Annotated in this window: 22 protein-coding genes and 1 tRNA gene; 13 read left to right on the top strand and 10 right to left on the bottom strand. The window is 56.8% G+C overall.

The features are described 5' to 3' along the window. A partial coding sequence (locus tag ABJP42_RS17390; RefSeq protein ID WP_348342086.1) for an integrase core domain-containing protein occupies positions 1–106 on the top strand: 106 nt, incomplete at its 5' end. 672 nt (positions 107–778) lie between these two features. On the opposite strand, the gene ABJP42_RS17385 is transcribed toward ABJP42_RS17390, so the two are convergent. From ABJP42_RS17385 to ABJP42_RS17375, 3 genes are read right to left on the bottom strand one after another with little or no spacing between them, the layout of a single operon-like run. After that, on the bottom strand, positions 779–1837 hold the full coding sequence (locus tag ABJP42_RS17385) for a methyltetrahydrofolate cobalamin methyltransferase (RefSeq protein ID WP_348342614.1): 1059 nt from the start codon (positions 1835–1837) through the stop codon (positions 779–781). A gap of 3 nt (positions 1838–1840) precedes the next feature. Further along, positions 1841–2773, bottom strand: coding sequence for a methylenetetrahydrofolate reductase (locus tag ABJP42_RS17380; RefSeq protein WP_348342612.1), 933 nt, complete (start codon positions 2771–2773; stop codon positions 1841–1843). A 26-nt stretch (positions 2774–2799) separates the two neighbouring features. After that, on the bottom strand, positions 2800–3096 hold the full coding sequence (locus ABJP42_RS17375) for a virulence factor (protein WP_348342610.1): 297 nt from the start codon (positions 3094–3096) through the stop codon (positions 2800–2802). 332 nt (positions 3097–3428) lie between these two features. Here ABJP42_RS17375 and ABJP42_RS17370 point away from each other — a divergent pair, with 332 nt between their 5' ends. After that, entirely contained in the window at positions 3429–4541 is a 1113-nt protein-coding gene (locus ABJP42_RS17370; RefSeq protein ID WP_348342608.1) for a Ppx/GppA phosphatase family protein, read from the top strand. Positions 4542–4607: 66 nt separating this feature from the next. Next, positions 4608–5339 carry an RlmE family RNA methyltransferase gene (locus ABJP42_RS17365; RefSeq protein WP_348342606.1) on the top strand — a complete coding sequence of 244 codons (732 nt, stop codon included), beginning with the start codon at positions 4608–4610 and terminating at the stop codon, positions 5337–5339. Positions 5340–5376: 37 nt separating this feature from the next. Here the strand turns inward: ABJP42_RS17365 and ABJP42_RS17360 are convergent, their stop codons facing one another. Both ABJP42_RS17360 and ABJP42_RS17355 read right to left on the bottom strand, forming a co-directional pair. Continuing rightward, entirely contained in the window at positions 5377–5577 is a 201-nt protein-coding gene (locus tag ABJP42_RS17360; RefSeq protein ID WP_348342604.1) for a hypothetical protein, read from the bottom strand. A gap of 137 nt (positions 5578–5714) precedes the next feature. Continuing rightward, positions 5715–6584, bottom strand: a complete 870-nt coding sequence (locus ABJP42_RS17355; protein WP_348342602.1) for a YihY/virulence factor BrkB family protein — start codon at positions 6582–6584, stop codon at positions 5715–5717. 248 nt (positions 6585–6832) lie between these two features. On the opposite strand from ABJP42_RS17355, the gene ABJP42_RS17350 reads away from it, so the two are divergent. The 3 genes from ABJP42_RS17350 to ABJP42_RS17340 are packed head-to-tail and all read left to right on the top strand — an operon-like array spanning position 6833 to position 10945. After that, positions 6833–7489: an ABC transporter ATP-binding protein gene (locus ABJP42_RS17350; protein ID WP_348342600.1), complete on the top strand. Its 657-nt coding sequence runs from the start codon at positions 6833–6835 to the stop codon at positions 7487–7489. 56 nt (positions 7490–7545) lie between these two features. Further along, entirely contained in the window at positions 7546–9906 is a 2361-nt protein-coding gene (locus ABJP42_RS17345; protein WP_348342598.1) for an FtsX-like permease family protein, read from the top strand. After that, a complete protein-coding gene (locus ABJP42_RS17340) occupies positions 9896–10945 on the top strand; it encodes a lipocalin-like domain-containing protein (RefSeq protein ID WP_348342596.1) in 1050 nt (349 codons plus the stop codon). The genes ABJP42_RS17345 and ABJP42_RS17340 overlap by 11 nt, the downstream gene beginning before the upstream one ends. Positions 10946–10998: 53 nt before the next feature. Here the strand turns inward: ABJP42_RS17340 and ABJP42_RS17335 are convergent, their stop codons facing one another. The 3 genes from ABJP42_RS17335 to ABJP42_RS17325 form a co-directional block, all read right to left on the bottom strand. Then, entirely contained in the window at positions 10999–11430 is a 432-nt protein-coding gene (locus tag ABJP42_RS17335) for a universal stress protein (protein WP_348342594.1), read from the bottom strand. Then, entirely contained in the window at positions 11427–14528 is a 3102-nt protein-coding gene (locus ABJP42_RS17330; RefSeq protein WP_348342592.1) for a TRAP transporter permease, read from the bottom strand. Before ABJP42_RS17330 ends, ABJP42_RS17335 begins: the two co-directional genes overlap by 4 nt. Before the next feature lie 150 nt (positions 14529–14678). Further along, complete coding sequence (locus ABJP42_RS17325) at positions 14679–15644, bottom strand: TAXI family TRAP transporter solute-binding subunit (RefSeq protein WP_348342590.1); 966 nt, start codon at positions 15642–15644, stop codon at positions 14679–14681. A 489-nt stretch (positions 15645–16133) separates the two neighbouring features. On the opposite strand from ABJP42_RS17325, the gene ABJP42_RS17320 reads away from it, so the two are divergent. From ABJP42_RS17320 to ABJP42_RS17305, 4 genes are all read left to right on the top strand, one after another. Beyond that, entirely contained in the window at positions 16134–16346 is a 213-nt protein-coding gene (locus tag ABJP42_RS17320; protein ID WP_348342588.1) for a hypothetical protein, read from the top strand. Positions 16347–16597: 251 nt separating this feature from the next. Then, a complete protein-coding gene (gene mtnA / locus ABJP42_RS17315; RefSeq protein ID WP_348342586.1) occupies positions 16598–17713 on the top strand; it encodes an S-methyl-5-thioribose-1-phosphate isomerase in 1116 nt (371 codons plus the stop codon). A gap of 4 nt (positions 17714–17717) precedes the next feature. After that, positions 17718–18380: a class II aldolase/adducin family protein gene (locus ABJP42_RS17310; RefSeq protein WP_348342584.1), complete on the top strand. Its 663-nt coding sequence runs from the start codon at positions 17718–17720 to the stop codon at positions 18378–18380. 380 nt (positions 18381–18760) lie between these two features. Then, positions 18761–19276: a hypothetical protein gene (locus ABJP42_RS17305; protein ID WP_348342582.1), complete on the top strand. Its 516-nt coding sequence runs from the start codon at positions 18761–18763 to the stop codon at positions 19274–19276. Between the two features lie 56 nt (positions 19277–19332). Here ABJP42_RS17305 and ABJP42_RS17300 read toward each other — a convergent pair. Beyond that, positions 19333–19418, bottom strand: a tRNA-Leu gene (locus ABJP42_RS17300). A 164-nt stretch (positions 19419–19582) separates the two neighbouring features. On the opposite strand from ABJP42_RS17300, the gene ABJP42_RS17295 reads away from it, so the two are divergent. Then, the gene (locus tag ABJP42_RS17295) at positions 19583–20161 is read left to right on the top strand and encodes a YqaA family protein (RefSeq protein WP_348342616.1); all 579 of its coding nucleotides are present in this window, start codon (positions 19583–19585) and stop codon (positions 20159–20161) included. A 1-nt stretch (position 20162) separates the two neighbouring features. Continuing rightward, positions 20163–20621, top strand: a complete 459-nt coding sequence (locus ABJP42_RS17290) for a disulfide bond formation protein B (RefSeq protein ID WP_348342580.1) — start codon at positions 20163–20165, stop codon at positions 20619–20621. Positions 20622–20627: 6 nt separating this feature from the next. Here the strand turns inward: ABJP42_RS17290 and ABJP42_RS17285 are convergent, their stop codons facing one another. Further along, complete coding sequence (locus ABJP42_RS17285; protein WP_348342578.1) at positions 20628–21053, bottom strand: Lrp/AsnC family transcriptional regulator; 426 nt, start codon at positions 21051–21053, stop codon at positions 20628–20630. 114 nt (positions 21054–21167) lie between these two features. Here ABJP42_RS17285 and ABJP42_RS17280 point away from each other — a divergent pair. Beyond that, on the top strand, positions 21168–21857 hold a 690-nt coding region (locus ABJP42_RS17280; protein WP_348342576.1), incomplete at its 3' end, for an arginase family protein.

Here is a 21857-nt window from a genome sequence, read left to right as displayed (position 1 = left end):
ATGGAGGAGCCATTACAACACCAAACGACCCCATAGTGCATTGGGCTACCGCCCACCTGCGCCAGAGGCCATCGTTCCGATGGACCAAAGGCCAATCATGCACTAACTTTCAAGTTGGACCACTCAAGTGGGGCTGCTCAGAGCCAAGGGCGGATTTCAGGTTCAAAGCGCCGCAGGCGTGCTTTGAAAACTCCCTTCCGCTTCTTCTCCGGTGCTTAACGGTGTGATTGGAAAAAAGCACCTTCTTCGGTCGTTTACCACTTCGCCGACTTCTGAAACGCCTGTTACCTGGTTAGGAACCCTCTCCGGCAAAAAGGAGCGCGAGTATTGGTCTCAAAGCCGCAGGAAAGGCGAATAGTACAATTGAATAGAGAAACCACATCATAGCAGAAACTCAAATTTATCCCAGCAGAAACGCAATCTTTTAACGATGAAAAATCTATTCTATCAACCAAGAGTGGCGCAAGTAAGAACCTGGCCTGACTATGAAGCGTCATGTTTTCTACGGGTTTTTTTGGTTCAGGATTTCGCCTATCGTTACAACGGCCAAACCAGCGACAAAAGGGAGAGGGATCGTTTCTGCCTCTTGGCTTGGCTTGGCTTGGTTTGGCTTGGTTTGGCGTTGGGTTTTTTGGGGGGAGCTGCGGTATTTGGGTAAATTCACGACATTTTTTGAGTGACCTAAGGCGTTCTCACAGCAGGAAAATCTTTGATCAGTCAGTAGAAAAAGGCCGGGTTACCCCGGCCTTTTAGGTGGTCTGGATCCAAAGGGGGCAGTTCAGCCCCGGCGACGGCGACCGCCACGGCCACCCCGGCCCCGGCCCTCTTCGCCTTCTTTCAGCGGTGGCTTGTTGAACTTGATCCATTCGCCGCCATGCGGGTCATTGTTGGTGAGGAAATTGGCGGCACGGATGGCCTCCATTTCCTTGCCGGCCCGTGGCTTCATCGAGCCGAGGCCGAACATGGTCACAAAGGTCTCATCATCCATGCCCTCGGGCAGGATAATACCAGAAGCGGCGACTTCTTCCTTTTTCGCCGCCAGGGCCTTTTGTGTCACTGGCAGGCCAACGGGGTTCATGATCGCCGAGGTCATGCCGGCGCCCATGGCCATAGGCAGAAAGGCATTGTTGATGCCGTGGCGGTTTGGCAGGCCAAAGGAAATATTCGACGCACCACAGGTGGTGTTGACGCCCAGCTCCTCGCGCAGGCGCCGCACCAGGGCAAAGACCTGTAGGCCAGCGGTGCCCATGGCGCCAATTGGCATCACCAGCGGGTCGACAACGATGTCATGGGCGGGAATGCCAAAATCAGCGGCGCGCTGAACGATTTTTTTGGCCACTTCAAAACGCACGTCCGGGTCTTCGGAAATGCCGGTGTCATCATTGGAGATCGCCACAACCGGCACGTTGTATTTTTTGACCAGCGGCAGGATCTCTTCCAGACGCTCTTCTTCTCCAGTGACCGAGTTCAGCAAGGGGCGGCCTTCGCAGACCTCCAGACCGGCCTCCAAGGCTCCAGGCACTGAAGAGTCGATGCACAGCGGCACATCCACTAGGCCCTGCACCAGTTCGACGATTTTCCGCATCAGCGGTGGTTCGGTCTCGTTGGGGTTCGGGTTGGAGTTGTAGACCACGCCTGCGTTGATATCGAGCACGGTTGCACCAGCCAGAACCTGGGCAACGGCGTCTTTTTCAACGGTGGAAAAATCACCCGCTTCCAACTCGGCAGCGAGCTTTTTGCGCCCTGTTGGATTGATCCGCTCACCGATGACGCAGAAAGGCTCGTCAAAGCCCATGACAGCGGTTTTTGTTTTTGATTCTACGACTGTACGGGTCATTACTTATCCTTGGGAGTTGACGGGCCGCGCCGCAGCGCCACCGTTGTTGATGGCCCAGTTGGCATTTGTCTTGATGCCGCCAAGTGGGAAGAAATGCACATTGGTGATGTTGAAATCCGGGTTCACCGTCTTGTGGGCTGCCAGCTCTGTCAGCACATCCGTTGGCTCATAGGGCAGCAAAAGCTTGGAGACGTCCATGGCCCGTTTCTGCAGAACTTTAAGCGAAGGACCAACACCACAGGCGATGGCAAATTTGATCAGGGTTTGCAGCTTGGCCGGACCTGCAATGCCAATGTGGATCGGGATATCAATGCCCGCCTCTTTGAGGCTGTCGGCCCAGGCGATGATTGGCTTGGCTTCAAAGGCGAACTGAGTGGCCAGGGCCATCTTTGCATCGGTGCGTTCCGAGAATTTCTGTTTCCACTGAAGCGCTTCGTCGACGTTCTTGTTGCTGCCATCGGTGTCGATGTCGCGGTTGCCTTCGGGGTGGCCTGCCACATGCAGGTTCTGAAACCCGGCCTTGTCAAACAGGCCTGTTTCCAACAGCTGCATGGAAGAATGAAAATCACCGTGGGGCGTAGCAACACCGCCGGCCAGCAAGAGCGCCTGTTTCACATCCGCCTCGCCCTGGTAGCGGGCAATCCAGTCGGCCAGAGTGGCCTCGTCCTGGATGATGCGGGCCGGGAAATGCGGCATCACCGGGTAGCCTTCAGCATTGAGGCGCTTGGCGGTGGCCACCATCTCTTCGATCGGGGTGCCGTCGATATGGGCGATATAGACACGGGTGCCCGCAGGCAGCAGATCGGCAAAACTCTCGACCTTGGCGGCGGTGCGTGGCATCACCTCAATCGAATAGCCCTGCAGCAGGGCTTCGATCTGCGGGTTGACGGGTTGTGGCGACTTGTCGTCACGCTTTTTGAAGTTCAACAAAGCCATCACGGCCTCCCATAGTGGTGTCAGGCTCACGCCCATCCGTCGTTTGCAATCAGGACCTTCAGGCGTTCCTGATCATATTCCGCTTCCAGACGTTTCGCTTCGGCTTCGGCCACCTCGCCAGCATCACCTTCCAGGGCATAGGGCACAGCTTTGCGCCATTCTGCCAGATAGGCATCACTGTCTTTGGCATTGACCTTCATCGCCGCCCGGTCGATCGCCTGTTCAAAGCGTTCTTCCAGTTGACGTTTTGAGCCGCGGCGGCCTTTTCCAACAATCACCTGCGCTGGAATATCGCGCCAGTATACGATCGTTACATCCACCATAGCCTGTCCTCCTGAGACGTCTGATAATTTTTGTTTCTAGAGCGTCCCGTTTCGCGGAGTACGCCGGATTTCGACACCACTTGGGTTTTGAGCGACGTTTTCCTGTCTCGTGAATACAAAGCTGGTGCCAATCTGGCCACAGCTGGGCGCGCCCATAATTCTCATCAAGCTTATGAGTTTGCTACAACCCAGCCCCAACTCTGCCCGCCTGGCCCTGGGTCCAAACCTATGGAATAGATGTCTGTTGCGGGATTTCGGGCCGCAACTGCCCTTGCGCCGCAGGGCTTGGCTCCATAGTCTAGGGGCAACACGATAATCGGAGGGCGTGAATCATGGCGCCCAGGCGTTCCAAAGGTGCGGGCGCGTTTCCCAAGGTGGTAGAAACCCCTGTACCAGCCCGTCCGGATTCTGATGCGCTTTATGCGGCTCTGGATCTTGGCACAAATAGTTGCCGCATGCTGATTGCCCAACCAAAGGGCAGCGGTTTTCATGTGGTGGACAGTTTTTCCAAGTCGGTGCAACTGGGCACCGGGCTTGAACGAACCGGCAGATTGTCGCGTTCGTCCATGTCGCGTACCATTCAGGCGCTGCGGATCTGTCAGCAAAAACTCAAACGTAACCGGGTCAAACGGATGCGGCTGGTCACCACCGAGGCCTGCCGCCGTGCCAAAAACTCGCGCGAGTTCATCCGGCAGGTGAAGCGCGAAACCGGTTTGCCGCTAGAAATCATCCAGCCCGAGGAAGAGGCCCGCCTGGCGGTGATCTCCTGCGCCCCGTTGGTCTCAACCAAGACCGACCAGTTGCTGGTGGTTGATATCGGCGGTGGTTCAACCGAACTGGTCTGGATTGATCTCTCTTCTGTGCCGGGGCGCGACCGCCCCGCGGCCATCATGCGGCTGCATGCCGGTTTTCACACCACAGAGAGCCCCTTCCCCATGGCAAAAGTGGTGGATTGGATCTCGGTTCCGCTTGGCGTTGCGACCCTGCGCGATCAGTTCAACGATGTGGAAGACGATTCCGCCCGCTTTGCCCTGATGAGCTGGTACTTTGAAGAACATCTGGCGGATTTTGCCCCCTACAAGGATGAGCAGGCCCGCGATGGCTTTCAGATTGTTGGCACCTCGGGTACGGTCACCACTGTTGCTGCCTCTCATCTTGGGTTAAAGCGCTACGATCGCACCAAGGTGGACGGGTTGCGGATGACCAGCGACCAGATCGACAAGGTGATCCGCGGCTATCTGGAGCTTGGCCCGCAGGGGCGCCGCCGGGATCCGCGCATTGGCGAAGATCGCCAGGCCTTGATCATGTCAGGCTCTGCCATCCTGCAGGCGCTGCTGCGCTGTTGGCCAACTGATCGGCTTTCGGTGGCGGATCGTGGCCTGCGCGAAGGTCTGCTCTATGCGCAGATGAGCGCGGATGGAGTATTGGAAGACGGGCCCTTCTGAGGCGCAACAATGTAATTCACGCCCTGCCCTTTGATCCAAAAGGGAGTGGCGAAAACGGTGAAGATGATGGCAAAGACGCCCACAGGAAAAACGCCCACTGGCAAAAACACCTCCGGTCGCGGTCAACGGGACCTGAAAGTAAAGGTTAAATCCGCCCGTGGTCGGCGGCTGAGTTCGACCCGTTGGTTGCAACGACAGCTGAATGACCCCTATGTAAAACGCGCCCAGGCCGAAGGTTATCGCGGACGCGCGGCTTATAAGATCATGGAAGTGGACGACAAATACCGCTTTTTGGTGCCCGGCGCACGGATTGTTGACCTGGGTTGTGCCCCAGGAGGCTGGGCGCAGGTGGCGGTCAAGCGGATCAATGTGATGGGCGAAAAACGTGGCAAGGCCCAGGGCCGGATCATTGGCGTGGATCTGCAGGAAATGGAACCCCTGGCGGGGGCCGAATTCTACCAATTGGATTTTATGGACGAAGGTGCCGACGATCAGGTCAAAGAATGGCTTGGCGGCAATGCGGATGTTGTTATGTCGGACATGGCGGCCTCCAGTTCAGGCCACAAACAGACGGACCACCTGAAAATCATCGCCCTATGTGAGGCCGCAGCCTATTTTGCCTTTGATGTTCTGGAAGAAGGTGGCACGTTTGTTGCCAAGGTTCTGGCCGGTGGTGCCGAGGGTGAGCTGCAAAAGCTGCTGAAGAACAAATTCACCAAAGTGGCCAATGTCAAACCGCCCTCGTCGCGGTCCGACAGCTCTGAAAAATTTGTGGTCGCGATGGGTTACAAAGGCTAGCGCCCCAAACTCTGGCGCGCGGCCTCTGTCCCAGGTTCTATTGCAGCGGCGCTGCGTTGACCTCGGCGGGGCGCAGCGATTGGGTGGCCAACTCACGCAGCTTTAACGTTTCAGGCCCCTCGCCTTCGCTCTGATGAGTGATGCGAATGTCTGAATGGCGCTGGTTGGCCAGTTTTGCCTTGGTCAAAACCTGTTTGGCCGCACTGAGGATCTGTAGGTTCTTGCCCGGATTGCCCATTATTTTTATTCCATCATTCTTGTTGGTTCTTTTGCCTCCCCTGGCAATAAATCTGCGGCATGGCCGAATTGTGGCGAAACTGCGCCATTGTTTCCGGGCGGGAAACATGTGGCTTTTTTGCCAAAGGGGCTAAATCCTTAGGCCGTCGCTTCGCCGCCGGAGTGCAGGTCAATCAAGGCGCTGTTGAACTCGGCGCCCAGGATTAGGATCGCCGCATTCACGTAAAGAAAAATCATCGCTGCCATGGCCCCGGCTAACCCCGCATAAGTCGCGGAATACTGAGCAACCGAGCTGAGGTAAAAAGCAAACCCAATCCCCGCCGCCCACCACAGGACCACCGTCAGCAATGTTCCCGGCAGGATATGGTTCCAACGGTGGATGCGCCCAGGGAGGACCAGATGGCACAGCAGCACGGCCACGATGGGAACCACCGTGGTTACCACCGCATTGAGCCGAACAGACAGATTGGCAGGCAGCTCCGCATCCGGGAAAAAGTCAGCAAAGTAATGCAGATAAAGCGGGAGGATAACCTCGACAACAGCGGCAAACATCAACCCGGCACCGCCCAGGATCACAAAGCCAAAACAGATCAGACGCGACAACCAAAAAGGCCGGTTGTCGGTATCGTGATAGGCCTGCACCATAGCCTGTCGCACCGCATCCACCCCATTGGAGGCAAAATACAGCGCCAGAACACCGCCGAGGGTGATCAGGCTGGTGCTGGAGCTTTCCAACACGGCGTAGAGCTCCTTCAGGATGGGGGTCGAGACTTCCTCGGGCCAGGCGCCAAAGACCAGATCAATGAGATCGTCCAAATTCACATCCTGCGAAAACACCTTGGCGACCGACCCTGCCAGGGCAACCGTGAACAGCACAAAGGGGAAAAGCGCCAGCATCATCGACATGGCGATATGGCTGCTCATCACCCAGCCGTTTTTGCGATTGAACCGGCTCAGTGCTTGCCACAGGGCCGGAAGTAGAAGTCTGGAGAAGGCAACAAATCTCATCTCATCAAATATCCATAGCTCTGGCGGGAAAGCCAGCCACAATCCGCGCTCTGGGCCATATTCAAGACTGCACAGAGACGGCAGGATCAGGCCGGTGAAATTTGGACTCTGCAATTCAGTCCGTGAGATCTGGACTGTGAGATCTAAACTGTGAGATCTGGACAGTCCGCCAAACAGGGTATTCACTGAGGCACGAGTCGCCACGGCAGGCCTGCCCAGGTTGCCTTGCAAAAGGATTGGCCCAGGATATGGTCTTAACCGTTTCAAATGTCACAAAAACCATTCCGGGAAGTGACCTCTCAAAGCCCATTCTTGATGGGGTCTCGTTGCAATTGGAGGCAGGAAGAACGCTGGCCCTGACCGGCGAAAGCGGCTCTGGCAAGAGCACCCTGCTGCACCTTATCGGCGCCCTGGATGTCTTTGACAGCGGTGAGATCGAAATCGACGGCAAACCAATCAGTCCGCTGAAGGAACCAGGCCGCGCAGCCCTTAGGAGGGCAAGCGTATCAAATATTTTTCAACAGTTTAACCTTGTGCCTTCACTTGATATCGCCGCCAATATCGCTCTGCATTCCAAATTGGCCAACCGGCACGAGCCCCCTTGGGAGAACCATTTGGCGACACGCCTGGGGCTCGAAAGTCTTTTGACGCGCTATCCGGAGCAGCTGTCGGGGGGGCAGCAACAAAGGGTGGCTGTTGCCCGCGCTCTGGCCCTGCGCCCTAAACTGCTGCTGGCGGATGAACCCACCGGCAGCCTGGATGAGGAAACCGGTGAGGCGGTCCTGTCCCTGATGCTGGAACTGGTGGCGGAAAGCCAATGCGCCCTGTTTCTGGTCACCCATTCCACCGCCATTGCCGGGGCCCTGGACCGCAGGCTGCATCTGAGCGGAGGTCAGCTAGCGTGACTGGGGCGGCTCTTGCAGCGCTGCTCTCTTATTGGCGCAGGCATCTGTTTCAATTGATGGCGCTTGTTGCAGGTCTGGCCTTGGCAACAGCCCTGTGGTCTGCCGTGCAAGCAATCAATGCCCAGGCCAGGGCGAGCTATGACAGGGCTGAACAGGCATTGAACCAAGGCAACCGGCCCAGTCTGGTTGCCCCAGGTGGCGCGTTAACGGTTGCCGATTATGTCGCCCTGCGTCGTCAGGGCTGGCAGGTCTCTCCGGTGCTGGAAGGCAGGCTGAGCTTGGCTGGGCAAGATATTGATTTGATGGGCATTGATGTGCTCACCTCACCTGTTTTTGGAGAGGTCTCTTCCCCGGAGAGCGAGGATGCAGATGGTTCCTTTTTGATCTCGATGCTCACGGGTTCGGGCGGTGTTCTGGTGCATCCGGACACTGCCGCGCGCCTGGCCCATTTGGACACCGGGTTTGTGTTGCACGCCTCCCAAATGGTGCCCCCAGGGCAGGCAATCGCTGATATTTCTGTGGCGAGCCGACTGTTGCAGGTCCCGGATCGCCTCACCCGGTTGATCCTCACAGAGGAGCCCAGGCCGGATGAGGCAAGGCTGACAGGCCTGCCCAGTCATATTGTGCTGGAACAAAAAACAGTCACGGCTGATCCTGGCGCGCTGACCGAGAGTTTTCACCTCAATCTCACAGCCTTTGGTTTCCTCGCCTTTGTGGTGGGGTTGTTCATCGTCCAAGGCACCATAGGGCTGGCGATGGAGCAACGCCGGGGGCTGTTCCGCACCCTGCGCTGCCTAGGTGTTCCATTGCGTCATCTGCTGTTGACTCTGCTGGCAGAGATCACCGTGATTGCCTTGGCATCCTCTTTCATCGGATTGATCTTAGGCTACTTTCTTGCAATTGCACTGATGCCCAATGTCGCCGCCACCCTGTCGGATCTTTATGGCGCGCAGGTTGACACCGGGTTGTCTTTGCGCCCGGTTTGGATCCTGTCTGGTCTGGCCATGACCTTGCTGGGGGCCGGTCTTGCCAGTGCGCATTCCTTTCACAGCCTTTGGAAGCTGCCCATCCTGCAAGCGCCCTCGACCCGCGCCAGGGGGCAACAGGTACGGCGCAGTTTTACCGGATGGGCCCTAGCCGGGCTGGCGCTGATCCTGCTTGGTTCTGTCCTGTTGGCTACGCTGGGCGGGCTTGTCGGCGGGTTTGCTTTCCTCGGAGGTGTCATGCTGGGCGCCGCGCTCCTGCTGCCCTTTTGCCTTTGGAAGTTGTTGCGCCTGGGGCAAAGCCTGTCGAAATCGCCACTTGTTCATTGGCTTTGGGCCGATGCGCGGGCGCAATTGCCGGGGGTATCACTGGCTTTGATGGCTTTAATGCTGGCACTGGCCACCAATATTGGCGTTGGCTCCATGGTGTCGAGCTTTCGGCTGACCTTTACCGGCTGGCTGGATCAACGCCTGGCCTCAGAGCTCTACATCACCGCAGAAGGTGACGCGCAGGGAGCGCAGATCCAGCACTGGCTAGAGGCTCAGGGAATCCGGGTCCTGCCTATTCGCTACCATGATATGCCACGCAGCACCGGCCGACTGCGTCTGTATGGCGTAGTTGATGACACCACCTATCGTGACAATTGGCCGATGCTGGAACGGCAGCCAGAGGTCTGGGACCGTGTCGCCCTGGGCAATGGACTGTTGGTGAGCGAGCAGCTGGCCCGGCGGGATGGTCTGCGCTTGGGAGCGCATCTGGAGTTGCCCGAAGGCTGGCCAACAGAGGTGCTTGGGATCTATTCAGACTATGGCAATCCGCATGGCCAGGCCATCCTCGCTTTGCCGGAGCTGCTGCGCAATGCGCCAAGGACTCCCAACCTGCGGTTTGGCCTGCGCCTTGATTCCGAACAGGTCCCTGACCTCATGAATAATCTGCGTGATAGGTTTGAATTACCTCGGGAAAACATGATCCGACAGCATGAGATAAAAGCCCACTCTCTGGCGGTGTTCAACCAGACTTTCCTGGTGACAGATGCGCTCAAACTACTGACCCTTGGGGTGGCCAGTTTTGCCATTTTTACCAGTCTGATAACACTTTGGACCCAGCGCTTGCCGCAGCTGGGGCCTATCTGGGCCATGGGCGTCAGCCGTGGCACCCTGGCCGTAATGGATATACTGCGCAGCCTGATCCTGGCCGGCCTCACCTGTTTGGTCGCCCTGCCCCTGGGACTGGTTCTGTCCTGGACCCTGTTGGTTGTTATCAACACAGAGGCCTTTGGTTGGCGACTGCCGGTCCATCTGTTCCCACTGGATTGGTTGGGGCTGGTTGCCTTATCGCTTTTCGCAGCCTTGCTGGCTGCCCTGTTACCTGCCTGGAGGCTGTTTCGCCTGCATCCTTCGGAGCTTTTAAAGGTGTTCGCAAGTGAACGTTAGATCCACCTTCCTTTGCCTGCTGACAGGCCTTGCAACACCAGCCCTTTCGCAGGGGTTTGCCGGACTAGGCACTGCTGCCGATGGCTTTGATGTGCCACAACGCGGCACACAGCTGACTTTCCCAAGTGATCACGGGGCGCATCCGGATTTTCGTATTGAGTGGTGGTATTTGACCGCCAATCTTCAAGACAAAAACGGCCAGAGCTACGGTGTGCAATGGACGCTGTTTCGCTCTGCGCTGGCGCCGGGTGATACCCCCGGCTGGCAAAGCCCGCAGATCTGGATGGGGCATGCTGGCCTCACCAGCGCCTCGGCGCATTTTTCGGCGCAGCGTCTGGCACGAGGCGGAATTGGACAGGCCGGGGTGAGCACAGCCCCCTTTGAGGCCTGGATTGATGACTGGCAAATGACCGGAACGGATGACCTGTCGCAACTCGATATCTCAGCCTCCGGGCTTGAGTTTTCCTACCAGCTCTCGGGCTTAGCCGACGGGCCGTTGGTCTTGCAGGGAGAGGCTGGCTATTCGGTGAAATCCCCCGAGGGACAGGCCAGTTACTACTATTCCCAGCCCCACTACGACATCAAAGGCACACTCACCCTGCCCTCTGGCCCGGTTGTGGTCACTGGCAAAGGCTGGCTGGACCGCGAATGGTCGTCTCAGCCCCTGTCAGAGGATCAAAGCGGCTGGGACTGGTTCTCACTGCGCTTTGACAGTGGGGATAAGCTGATGGGATTTGTTCTGCGCGGCAAGGAAGTCGTCGAGGATTTCCGCTCTGGCACCTGGATTTCCGCCTCAGGAGAGGTCACGCCTTTGAGGCCTGGCGCCTTTCAGGCGGTCCCCTTGGCACAGGCCGAGGTGGCTGGCCGCGAGATCCCGGTGCAATGGGAAGTCTCCCTGCCGGAAAAGGGAGTTTCCGTGATCGTAGAAGCACTTAACAGTCAAAGCTGGATGGAAGTCTCCTTTGCCTATTGGGAAGGTCCAGTAGCAATTTCGGGCAGCCATTCCGGCAGCGGATACCTTGAAATGACAGGATATTGATGAAAAAAAAGGGGCGCCCTGTGAGCGCCCCTTTGAGGTCGATATGCCGTCAATCAGCGCACCACATAGACCGAGCATTCCGAATGACGGATCACCCGGGCCGCGTTTGGCCCGAGCAGATAGTCCTTCAGGTCCGGCTTATGAGCGCCAATCACGATGAGATCACTGCCGGCGGCTTCCGCCACTTTGAGGATCTCCTGATAGGCAGTGCCCGTTGCCACCACATGGCGGATCTTGGTGTTGGAATTCGCTCCGAGAATTTCGGCGCAGGCCGTCCTGAGATTCTCCGTAGTATCCTCCACCGCCTTTTCATGGTGGTGGCTTTCAAAGAACCCCGAAACCCAGCTTTCGCCAAAATCCGGCAGGACGTTGACCACGTCCAGCTGAGCCCCGTCCAGGTCGGCCAATCGGGCCGCCTGTTCGAGAACCTTTTTATCGGTGGCCTTGTCGCTCAGTTCGATCGCGCAGAGTACAGATTTGATCATGCTGTTTCTCCTTCTCTGCGGGCACGCCCGCGTTGCATCAGGGCAATCAGACCAAGCAGCACCAGCGCTGGAATGAAGATCAGCTCCTTGGGAAGCTGATCCGTTGGCGCCAGAATTTCCTTTACAAAAACAGGGGTATCCCCGTAGAAGTCAAAGCTGCCAAGGTCCTGTTCGGCTGGGGTGCCAAAGCCAGGCGCATCCAGGTTCATCTGGCCCTCTTCTGGCAACAGGATCAACCCGGCTTTTTCGGCCATGGCTTCCCCGTCCAACCCGTCGATTGCTTCTACGATCAGCGTAGTTGAGGCGATCTCACCGGTGTCAAAGTCAGGCCCCTCGATGGTAAGGCGCAATTGCTGCCCTGCTTCTGCTGCTCCCAAAGCCTGCACCAGTTCTGTCGGTGCAACCTCAGTATGGGCTGGCATGAGCCGGTTCATGAAGAAATCCGGACGGAACAGCGCAAAGGCGACAAAGACCAGAAGGAAGCTCTCATAGAGCTTACTGCGGGTGACAAAGTAACCCATGGTGCCGGCGGTGAAGACCAGGATGGCGATGGTGGCAGATATGGCGACCAATATACCTTGCGTCCAGGTCACATCTATCAACAAGAGATCGGTGTTGAAGATAAAGACAAAGGGCAGCGCCACTGTGCGCAAGGAATAGAAAAAGGCCACAAAGCCAGTGCGGATTGCATCCCCGCCCGATACTGCCGCCGCCGCAAAGCTGGCAAGCCCCACCGGTGGCGTCACATCGGCCATGATCCCAAAGTAGAACACAAAGAGATGCACGGCAATGAGCGGCACAATCAGACCAGACTGCGCTCCGAGTTCTACCACAACACCGGCCATCAGCGAGCTGACAACGATGTAGTTGGCGGTTGTGGGCAGCCCCATGCCCAGCACCAAGGACAACAGGCCAACGCACATCAGCACAAAGACCAAAATGGTACCGGTCATATCCGCGGCGCGCTCTGCGACAGTACCTTCAAAGCTGGTGATCCCGATGAAATCGGTCAGCGGGCTGATGGCATGTACCACAATGGCGCTCAGATAGGTGAGACCATAGGCCATGGTTTCCACCAGATCCGCCATCACCTGACCTACGCCAGTGAGGGTAACGGTGCCGACGATGACGCCGGCAGTGGCGGTCGCCAGAGCGATACCGATCATATTGCGCGAACCATCAATCAAGCCGTTCCACAGATCGTGGTAGCCATCAACAAAGGTTGCGACCATGTTGCTTTGATTGCGGAAAAACGCCTTGATCGGTTTCTGGGTCAGCAGGATGACAAAGAGCAGTGCCGTCGCCCAAAAGGCCGAAAGGCCGGGGGACTTCTGCTCGATCATCAGGAAGTAGACCAGAACAATGATCGGCAGCAGATAGTGCAGACCTGCCTTGTAGATCTTGGCAATATCCGGCAGTTCCACCTCTTTGGCATTGGGGTCATCCGGTTCCAGATCGGGAATGCCTGAAGCCAGAGCCACAAGCGCGACATAGACCGCAAAGACCGTGGCAAACATCAGCAACCCGGCAATGCTTGGCACCCATCTGTAGGCCGCATCCACCGGGAACTGCGTCCCGTAGCAAAGCCCTGCAAAGACCGCAAAGAAACTGGCCATGCCGAGGATCGTGCGGGCCATATGGACCTCACGGTTGCCTAAGGTCGGCATGTTCCGCTTCACCGCTTCCAGATGCACAATGTAAACCAGCGCGATGTAAGAGATCGCCGCCGGCAAGAAGGCATGGGTGATCACCTCGACATAGGAAATACCGACATATTCCACCATCAGGAAGGCCGCAGCCCCCATGACCGGTGGCATGATCTGGCCGTTCACCGAGGAGGCCACCTCAACCGAGCCGGCCTGTTCCGAGGAAAAGCCAACCCGCTTCATCAGTGGAATGGTAAAGGTGCCGGTGGTGACCACATTGGCAATGGAGGAGCCAGAGATCAGACCGGTTGCGGCAGAGCCGACAACGGCCGCCTTGGCCGGGCCGCCGCGCAGGTGACCCAGCGCGCCAAAGGCCATTTTAATAAAGTAATTCCCGGCACCAGCCTTATCAAGAAGCGCGCCGAAGAGCACAAAAAGAAAGACAAATTTGGTCGAAACACCCAGCGCGATGCCAAAGACACCCTCTGAGGTGATCCACATATGGCTCATGGCTTTTTTCAGGCTTGCGCCCTTCCAACGAATGACTTCGGGCACCCAATCAGAGGAGCCAAAGAACACATAGGCCAGAAACACCGTGGCAATGATCGCCATGGCGGGGCCCAAAGCGCGCCGTGCCGCTTCAAACAGGATCAACAGACCCGCGAGGGCGTAGAATTTGTCGATGTCATCAGCCAGGCCGCCACTGTCGACGATCTTTTGATAGTTCAGGAAACCGTAGACCGCGACAAAGACACCAGCGGCTGCCAGCGCCCAGTCCTGAACCGGAACAAAATGGCTTTCATCATCACCCCATTCCCGGACATATTTCAGCACCATCATCAGGGCTGCGCCAAGGCCAAGAACCAAGGCGACGGCTTGCAGCGTGCTGCTCCAACCGCCCAGCAGGTACTGACCGATAATGGCAAAACCACTGTAGGACAAAACCAAGATGGCCAGGAACAGCCCTAGGGCACTGGCGATCTGTTCCACCTTGGTGGCGGTGCCGCTGCCGTTCAGGTAGCTCGGCGTGACCAGGGCCAGCGCCACAACAGCACCGACAATCACTGCGACATTCATCGAAATTTCTGGCGACAGGGTCACCATGACGGCGACAGTAAAGGCGCCGAGCCCCAACACTGTACCCAGATGGCCGAGGGCGAAGGAAATCACGTTGCGGCTTTCCCGGCCCATGGCGGGATAGGCCATGAACCCAAGCATCAGCGCAAAGGCCAGATGGATCAGGCGTGAATTGTTATTGACGGCACCGGGCAGCAAATAGTTTGCCAGCGGCGAGGCCAGAATGACTTGGAAAACGGACCAGCTTACAGCGATGACGGCGAGGGACAGCCCTACAGCTCCGACCGGGTTACGTGCACCCGCATCAGAGGAGGCAACCAGTTCCTGCAGTTCATCTTCGCTTAGCGGTCGATTTTCCTGAACATCAGATGTCATGGATAATCTCCCATCCAGACCGGAGCCATCGTTCAGGAGGTTTCCCTCCGGGATGTGGGCCCGTGTCTGCTATTATTGGTTTTGGGGGGGTGGCCCCGCATAAAAGGAAAGGGGCGCGAAACCGCGCCCCACCCTATGTTGTTAGATCTATTACTCGATCCAGCCTTTTTCGCGGTAGTACTTGGCCGCGCCATCATGCAGCGGTGCAGAGAGACCATCAGCGATCATCTCTTCAGGCTTCAGATGTGCAAAGGCAGGGTGCAGTTTGCGGAAGGCGTCGAAGTTTTCAAACACCGACTTCACAACCGCATAAACGGCCTCGTCAGGAACATCGGTCGAAGAGACAAAGGTCGCGCCAACACCAAAGGTCTGTGTGTCTGCATCCGACCCGCGATACATGCCGCCAGGGATGGTGGCTGTGCGGTAGAAGGCGTTGTCATCAACCAGTTTGGTAACGGCGTCGCCATCAACTGTCACCAGAACGGAATCACAAGCAGTGGTGGCTTCCTGGATGGAACCCGATGGGTGGCCAACAGTGTAGATCATTGCGTCGATCTGGTTGTCACACAGGGCAGCAGACTGTTCAGCCGCTTTCAGCTCGGTTGCCAGAGCGAAGTCTTCCATGCCCCAGCCTTTGGCGCCCATCAGAACTTCCATGGTGCCGCGCTGACCGGAGCCAGGGTTACCAATGTTGACGCGCTTGCCTTTCAGATCATCAAAAGTGGTGATGCCGGAATCAGCACGGGCGACAACGGTAAAGGGCTCTGGGTGGACTGAGAATACCGCGCGCAGACCTTCGTAGGCGCCTTTTTCAGAGAACTTGGAGGTGCCGTGATAGGCGTGATGCTGCCAGTCAGACTGTGCCACACCAAACTGCAATTCGCCTTCACGAATGGTGTTGATGTTGTAGACAGAGCCACCGGTGGATTCCACGGCGCATTTGAAACCGTGCTCTTTGCGGCTCTTGTTGACCAGACGGCAGATCGCGCCACCTGTTGGGTAATACACGCCGGTCACACCGCCGGTGCCAATGGTGATGTATTCCTGAGCATGGGCAGCTGGCGCCATAAAGGCAGCCGTTACCAATGCGCCGACGGTAAGTTTGGTATGTTTCATGATTAGATCTCTCCCACGATATTTTTTCATGAAGTCGCGTCGCCCTTCGTTGGAGCGACGCTGATTATGCACTCTCTGCTGCACCGTTGGCCGGGTGGCCATTTGGGTGCAAAAGGGGTGGTCTGATCGCGCTATACACCCTAGCCCGCTCACAACAGGAGCTGTCAAGCGCCTCAGAAACGCGAGGGAACCTTGAACCGGTCGTTTCCTCGCATGTGACAAAAGCCTGGAAAATTTCCCCCATTGCCTCCCCTCAAGAGTCGCAGCACTGTGTCAGAATGTCGCACATACACGCAAGGGTGTTGTTTGATTTCTGCCCCGCAGAATGAAATTTTTGTAAAAAGAACCTGCAAAATCGCCAACGTCTCAAAGTGAGACGTGACTTTTGCTCCATTTTTTCTTAAAAAAACTTAAGAGTATCTGAAGGCCGTGGCGAACAGACAGGGCTTTGCGAATAGATGCGTGATCTCATGCGTAGTGGAGCGGGTCTTGATCTTACTGAGCGAACTGGTTGCAAACAACCCTGCGGTCAAAGACTTTTGGTCATTGGAGCGCTGCGTATCCGCTGCCGCTCGCCTTCAATCGGTACCGCCTAGCTCCGTTTTACAGCTGGATGTGGAGCCTGAGTTCCGCTCTACACCGCGCAAATGGCAGATCATCCTGACAGCGGCGCATGAACGTGGATTGCGCGCCCGCGATTAGAAGCATCTTCACCTTTCGCGAAACCTTTCTGGCGCCACGTACCCCCAGCCCGCCACGTTTTTTTTCCTTTGAACGGACAAAACTGCCCGCGCCCGGGCGGCAGAAGATCTTGCGCCGCTTTGGTTTTTCCGCGACACCTGAAACAAAGCCAAGGATGCAGACCAGGCCCTAGCCCGGTTGATCCGACTGTTGTGGCAACATCAAAACCAACACAGGGGGTCCCGGCCCGATGTGTTTTGCGGAGGTTTCTTATGAAAGTGGATGGCACCCCCTACCGGTCCCTGTGGTGGGACGCAGATAAGGACGCTCTGCAGATCATTGACCAGCGCTGGTTGCCGCATGAGTTTTGCATCGAACAGCTCGACAGCCTAGAGTCTTTTGCTTGCGCGATCAAAGACATGCATGTGCGCGGTGCACCTCTGATTGGGGCAACCGCTGCCTATGGTATGGCCCTGGCCATGCGGTTGGATGCCAGCGAGGCGGCGCTGGACCGCAGCTGGAGCGAGCTGAATGCCACCCGTCCCACGGCCATCAACCTGAGGTGGGCCTTGGACCGCTGCCTCGACCTGCTTTTGCCGCTGCCCCAGGCACAGCGCGCCACCGCCGCCCTGCGCCTCGCCCATGAGATTGCCGATGAAGATGTGGAGATAAATCGCCGTATCGGCCAGCACGGGCTGACCCTGATCCAAGAGATCGCCGCTCGCAAAACAGATGCCAGCCCGGTTCGGCTGTTGACCCATTGCAATGCTGGATGGATCGCCACCGTTGATTGGGGCACCGCCACCAGCCCGATGTATCACGCCCATGACGCTGGTATCCCGCTTCATGTCTGGGTGGATGAGACCCGCCCCCGCAATCAGGGCGCGCTCACCTCCTGGGAGCTTGGCAGCCATGGTATCAGTCACAGCTATATCACCGACAATGCCGGTGGCCATCTGATGCAACACGGTCTGGTTGATATGGTGATCACCGGAACCGATCGCACCACCCGGCGGGGCGATGTCTGCAACAAGATAGGTACCTACCTCAAAGCGCTGGCAGCAAAGGATAATAATATCCCATTTTATGTGGCCCTGCCCTCACCAACGATAGATTGGAGCGTCACCGACGGGGTTTCCGAGATCCCAATCGAAGACCGTGACGCCCGCGAAGTCAGCCATGTCCAGGGCACCGGCGACCAGGGGCAGATCGCCTCGGTGCAGGTGACACCCAAAGGCACAGGCGTCGGCAACCCCGCCTTTGACGTAACCCCAAATCGGCTGGTCACCGGTTTGATTACCGAGCGGGGCATCTGCGCGGCCTCCGAAGCTGGCCTTTCGGCGCTGTTCCCGGAGAAGGCCAACCCGCAAACTCCGGGCAAGGGCTGACCGGATGCAGTCCCCTTACTCAGACAGTGTGGATTTGCGACAAACCATCATCGAGGCCTGTCTGGCGATGAATGCTTCGGGCGTCAATCAGGGGGTGTCGGGCAATATCTCGGTACGCTGCCAGAACGGCATGTTGATTACTCCATCGGGTATAGATTACAGCAAAATGACCCCCGAAATGTTGGTTCTGATGCCTCTGGATGGTGCAGAGATGGCGCCAGGGCAAATGAAGCCCTCTTCGGAATGGCAGTTTCACCGCGATATCCTGCTGGCCAAACCCGAGGCCATGTCTGTGGTCCATGCCCATCCGATCTATTGCACCGCCTTGGCGATGAACCATCAGCCGATCCCGGCCTGCCACTATATGGTCGCTGCCTTTGGTGGTGAGGATGTGCCTCTTGCTGGCTACGCTCTGTTTGGCACAGCAGAACTGTCAAATCTGGTGGTAACCGCTCTGTCCTCTCGTTCCGCCTGTCTTATGGCCAATCACGGCGCGGTGGTCACCGGCGACAGTCTGGAGCGCGCCCTGTGGCGGATGACAGAACTGGAAGCCCTGGCCAAGGGCTATGTCATCTCGTTGAGCATTGGCACGCCCAAGGTCCTGAACTCGGATCAGATGTCAGAGGTAAAAAAGGCTTTTGAAAACTATGGTCTAAAAACCAGCTGAAGCTATGCAGGGGATCCAAATCTGTAGCGCGGGCTTGAAAACCCTAGGCGTGAACTGCGCGATTGATACCCGTAGAAAATCCTTTACTTTCAATTTCTTACAGGAATATCCCGAACTATTTCTACTATAAACCTTCCAGAAAGATCGCTCAACTAACCTTGACCACACCCCAGAGGACTGCCTAGGCTTTTTGTATTGGTGTTTGTTAAGAGTAGATTTTGTCTGGTAGTGCGTAGAGGTCGTATTTTTCCGACTTGAAGATATAAGGTTCCCTGTATTTCCGAACCCTTTGTTGCGCAAAAAGTCCCCTCTTTGACTGCAATAATTTGTACCGCTCAGGGCCGTCACAGGCACTGGGCCCTATTGTATTGGAGAGATTTATGAGTGCGTGGAAAGAACCCGGTAAAAAGAAGGTTTTCCTGGCCAAAGGCGGTAAAAAGACAAAACCTGCAATTTATAAGGCGATGCCCCACAAAAATGCCGTCCTAAAGAGCTGTGGCTATGAAAACACCTGGAGTGGAAACCATCGGCAAACCCTCAAAATTAAGCGTCCAGAGGGTACCTACGAAGTAAAACTGGGTGTCACCTACAAGACCGGACAAAAAGTAAAGGGCGGAAAGAACAAGCCGATCCCGGAAAGCTGCAAACTAGATTCCGCCTGGGAGTTTCAGGAGATACGGATTTTTGTAACCGGGTTGAAAATGCCCCAAACCTACACCTGCGAAGTGGATGTTTGTTTCAGCGCTATCAAAAACTCAGGAAGTCCAAAGGATTTTGATCCCTGGGCCATGTTCAACATCGATGTTCGCACCGGCCACATGCTTATGGGCGATTGGAATCCGCAAGTTTACGTTTGTGATCTGTTTGCCGGAAAGCAGAAGGTTGTCATTAAATAGACGCTCAAACAAACAAGGCCTTGCACGAGGTTATCAGTGCAAGGCCTTGATTTTGATGGTACCCAAGGCCGGACTCGAACCGGCACGCTGTCACCAGCGGGGGATTTTGAATCCCCTGCGTCTACCATTCCGCCACTTGGGCAACGACCTTTTCCTACCCAAGCTCTTTGGCGAGGTCCAGAGGAAAATGGGCCTGTGATCGGAGAAACTTGGCAACAACCCACCGGCGCAAAAACTGATCGGTTGACCTCCACCAACCCGCATGTCACGCCTGCGATGGCAGGTTATAAATCAAAGGCGGATACGATGCTGCGTGGGCTTTACAACAAAACCATGTCTCTGGCGGATCACCCGCAGGCCCTTTGGTGGCTTGCCGCCGTTGCCTTTGTCGAAAGCTCTGTTTTTCCAATCCCCCCTGACGTATTGATGATCCCGATGATCCTCGCCCGCCCCTCTCGTGCCTGGTTGATCGCCCTGGTGGCGCTGGTTGCTTCAGTCGCGGGCGGCATGTTGGGATATGCGATCGGCGCTTTTGCCTACGAAGGCCTTGGCCAGCCTATTCTGGAAGCCATGGGCAAGGTTGCAGCCATCGAAGAGTTCAACGAGAAGTTCAACGATTTTGGCTTCTGGGCTGTGCTTGGCGCTGGCATCACGCCGTTTCCCTATAAGGTCATAACCATCATGTCGGGCTGGACGGGTATGCCGCTGATGACCTTTGTTGCAACTTCAATTCTGGCCCGCGCCCTGCGGTTCTTTATCGTCGCCGGTTTGTTGCGTGCCTTTGGTGCCCCCATTCGCGACTTCATTGAGAAACGTCTGGGGCTTGTCTTTACCGTCTTTCTTGTGCTGCTGTTCGGCGGCTTCTTTGCCCTGAGGTATCTCTGAAATGCGCCGTCTTCTCATCCTTGCCGCCACTGCAGGTTCCGCCGCTATGATGTTGGGCGCACTGGGTTTTCAGTATATCGGCGAGCTGCCGCCCTGCAAGATGTGCTACTGGCAGCGCTACCCGCATGTTGCCGCTGTGGGAATTGGCATTCTGGCCTTGCTGTTGCCGGGAACAGCGCTGTTGTATCTGGGCGCACTGGCGGCTTTGATCACTGCTGGCATCGGCCTCTATCACAGCGGTGTTGAGCAAGGCTACTGGGAAGGTCCAACAACCTGCACCTCTGGCCCGATTGGCGATCTCACCCCGGAACAGTTGATGGAGCAGATCATGGGTGCGCCATTGGTGCGTTGCGACGAGATTCCATGGGAGCTGTTCAGCCTATCGATGGCCAGCTGGAACGCTGTCATCTCTTTTGGGCTGGCCTGCCTGTGGATCGCTGCGGCACGCTGCAAGGATTGAGCCGCGTTACGAATCCTTTTTGGTCGCCAAGAGCAGGTTTGTCTCGCTGCTGACCACACCGTCAAAGGTGCGGACCTTGGCCAGGGCGGCATCCAGCGTTTCAAGCGTTTCGGTGCCCAGTTCCACAATCAGATCCCAGCGCCCATTGGTGGTGTGGATGGCACGCACTTCGGGCAGGCCCTGAAGCTGCCGGATGATCCGGCTGGCGCCGCGTCCCTCGATACCGATCATCATCAAGCCACGTACCGGGTCGCGCAAGACGTCTTCTTTCAGCACCACTGTGAACCCCAGCACGTCACCACGCAGTTGCAAACGCTCGATCCGGGCGCGTACCGTGGTGCGGGACAGGTCCAATTGCAGCGCAAGATCCGACAGGCTGGCGCGCGCATTGTGCCGCAAAGCCGCAATCAAGCGTTCATCCGTTTTATCCATTCGATCCTCCAATTTGACAACTACCTTGTCATAATGATCAAAATGATAGGTTTCAACCGCACCATATCGGAGACTTTAACAAGGCAGTGAAATATCCCAATGGAGAGCCCTGCCATGTCCCAAAAGACCTGTTTCCTGATCGGTGCCCCTGTAGACAGTGGCAAACGTCGCTCTGGCTGTCTGATGGGGCCGGATGCCTATCGCACTGCCGGTCTGGCAGAGGCGCTCTCGGGTCTGGGACATCACGTTAAGGACCTCGGCAATCTTCCCCCTGCCCCACATACCGCAGACGACAGCGCCGCGCCGGTCTTTGCCCGCAATGAAACCATTGCCTGGACCAAAGCTCTGGCGGATGTGGCGCGGGACACCATGCCCAAAGGCCTGCCGGTCTTCCTCGGCGGCGACCATTCGCTGTCCTTGGGCTCTGTTGTTGGCGTGGCGGATTATGCGGCCTCAGTTGGCCGTCCTTTGTTTGTGCTCTGGCTCGATGCGCATACGGATTTTCACACACCACAAAGTACTGACAGCGGCAATCTGCATGGTACGCCCGTTGGCTATTTCACTGGTCGCAGCGGTTTTGACGGCTTTCCCGAGGTGGCAAACCCCGTGCCGCAGGAAAATGTCTGCATGATTGGTTTGCGCTCGGTCGATACTCTGGAACGTCTGGCGCTGGAGGCCAGTGCCATCCACCGCCATGACATGCGCGATATTGACGAAAACGGCATTGCCGGGCCGTTGGCGCGGTTTCTGGAGCGAGTTTCAGCCGCCAATGGGCTGCTGCATGTCTCCCTGGACGTCGATTTC

Origin of the sequence: Pseudophaeobacter sp., from assembly GCF_039971195.1 — a bacterium.
GTDB lineage: Bacteria > Pseudomonadota > Alphaproteobacteria > Rhodobacterales > Rhodobacteraceae > Pseudophaeobacter.
This window is presented reverse-complemented; position numbering and strand designations above follow the sequence as displayed.

Excerpts from the sequence above, each read along its gene's own strand:
- ABJP42_RS17385 (WP_348342614.1), bottom strand. The coding sequence starts at position 1,837 with ATGACCCGTACAGTCGTAGAATCAAAAACAAAAACCGCTGTCATGGGC.
- ABJP42_RS17380 (WP_348342612.1), bottom strand. The coding sequence starts at position 2,773 with ATGGCTTTGTTGAACTTCAAAAAGCGTGACGACAAGTCGCCACAACCC.
- ABJP42_RS17375 (WP_348342610.1), bottom strand. The coding sequence starts at position 3,096 with ATGGTGGATGTAACGATCGTATACTGGCGCGATATTCCAGCGCAGGTG.
- ABJP42_RS17370 (WP_348342608.1), top strand. The coding sequence starts at position 3,429 with ATGGCGCCCAGGCGTTCCAAAGGTGCGGGCGCGTTTCCCAAGGTGGTA.
- ABJP42_RS17365 (WP_348342606.1), top strand. The coding sequence starts at position 4,608 with ATGGCAAAGACGCCCACAGGAAAAACGCCCACTGGCAAAAACACCTCC.
- ABJP42_RS17360 (WP_348342604.1), bottom strand. The coding sequence starts at position 5,577 with ATGGGCAATCCGGGCAAGAACCTACAGATCCTCAGTGCGGCCAAACAG.
- ABJP42_RS17355 (WP_348342602.1), bottom strand. The coding sequence starts at position 6,584 with ATGAGATTTGTTGCCTTCTCCAGACTTCTACTTCCGGCCCTGTGGCAA.
- ABJP42_RS17350 (WP_348342600.1), top strand. The coding sequence starts at position 6,833 with ATGGTCTTAACCGTTTCAAATGTCACAAAAACCATTCCGGGAAGTGAC.
- ABJP42_RS17345 (WP_348342598.1), top strand. The coding sequence starts at position 7,546 with ATGGCGCTTGTTGCAGGTCTGGCCTTGGCAACAGCCCTGTGGTCTGCC.
- ABJP42_RS17335 (WP_348342594.1), bottom strand. The coding sequence starts at position 11,430 with ATGATCAAATCTGTACTCTGCGCGATCGAACTGAGCGACAAGGCCACC.
- ABJP42_RS17330 (WP_348342592.1), bottom strand. The coding sequence starts at position 14,528 with ATGACATCTGATGTTCAGGAAAATCGACCGCTAAGCGAAGATGAACTG.
- ABJP42_RS17325 (WP_348342590.1), bottom strand. The coding sequence starts at position 15,644 with ATGAAACATACCAAACTTACCGTCGGCGCATTGGTAACGGCTGCCTTT.
- mtnA (WP_348342586.1), top strand. The coding sequence starts at position 16,598 with ATGAAAGTGGATGGCACCCCCTACCGGTCCCTGTGGTGGGACGCAGAT.
- ABJP42_RS17310 (WP_348342584.1), top strand. The coding sequence starts at position 17,718 with ATGCAGTCCCCTTACTCAGACAGTGTGGATTTGCGACAAACCATCATC.
- ABJP42_RS17305 (WP_348342582.1), top strand. The coding sequence starts at position 18,761 with ATGAGTGCGTGGAAAGAACCCGGTAAAAAGAAGGTTTTCCTGGCCAAA.
- ABJP42_RS17295 (WP_348342616.1), top strand. The coding sequence starts at position 19,583 with ATGCTGCGTGGGCTTTACAACAAAACCATGTCTCTGGCGGATCACCCG.
- ABJP42_RS17290 (WP_348342580.1), top strand. The coding sequence starts at position 20,163 with ATGCGCCGTCTTCTCATCCTTGCCGCCACTGCAGGTTCCGCCGCTATG.
- ABJP42_RS17285 (WP_348342578.1), bottom strand. The coding sequence starts at position 21,053 with ATGGATAAAACGGATGAACGCTTGATTGCGGCTTTGCGGCACAATGCG.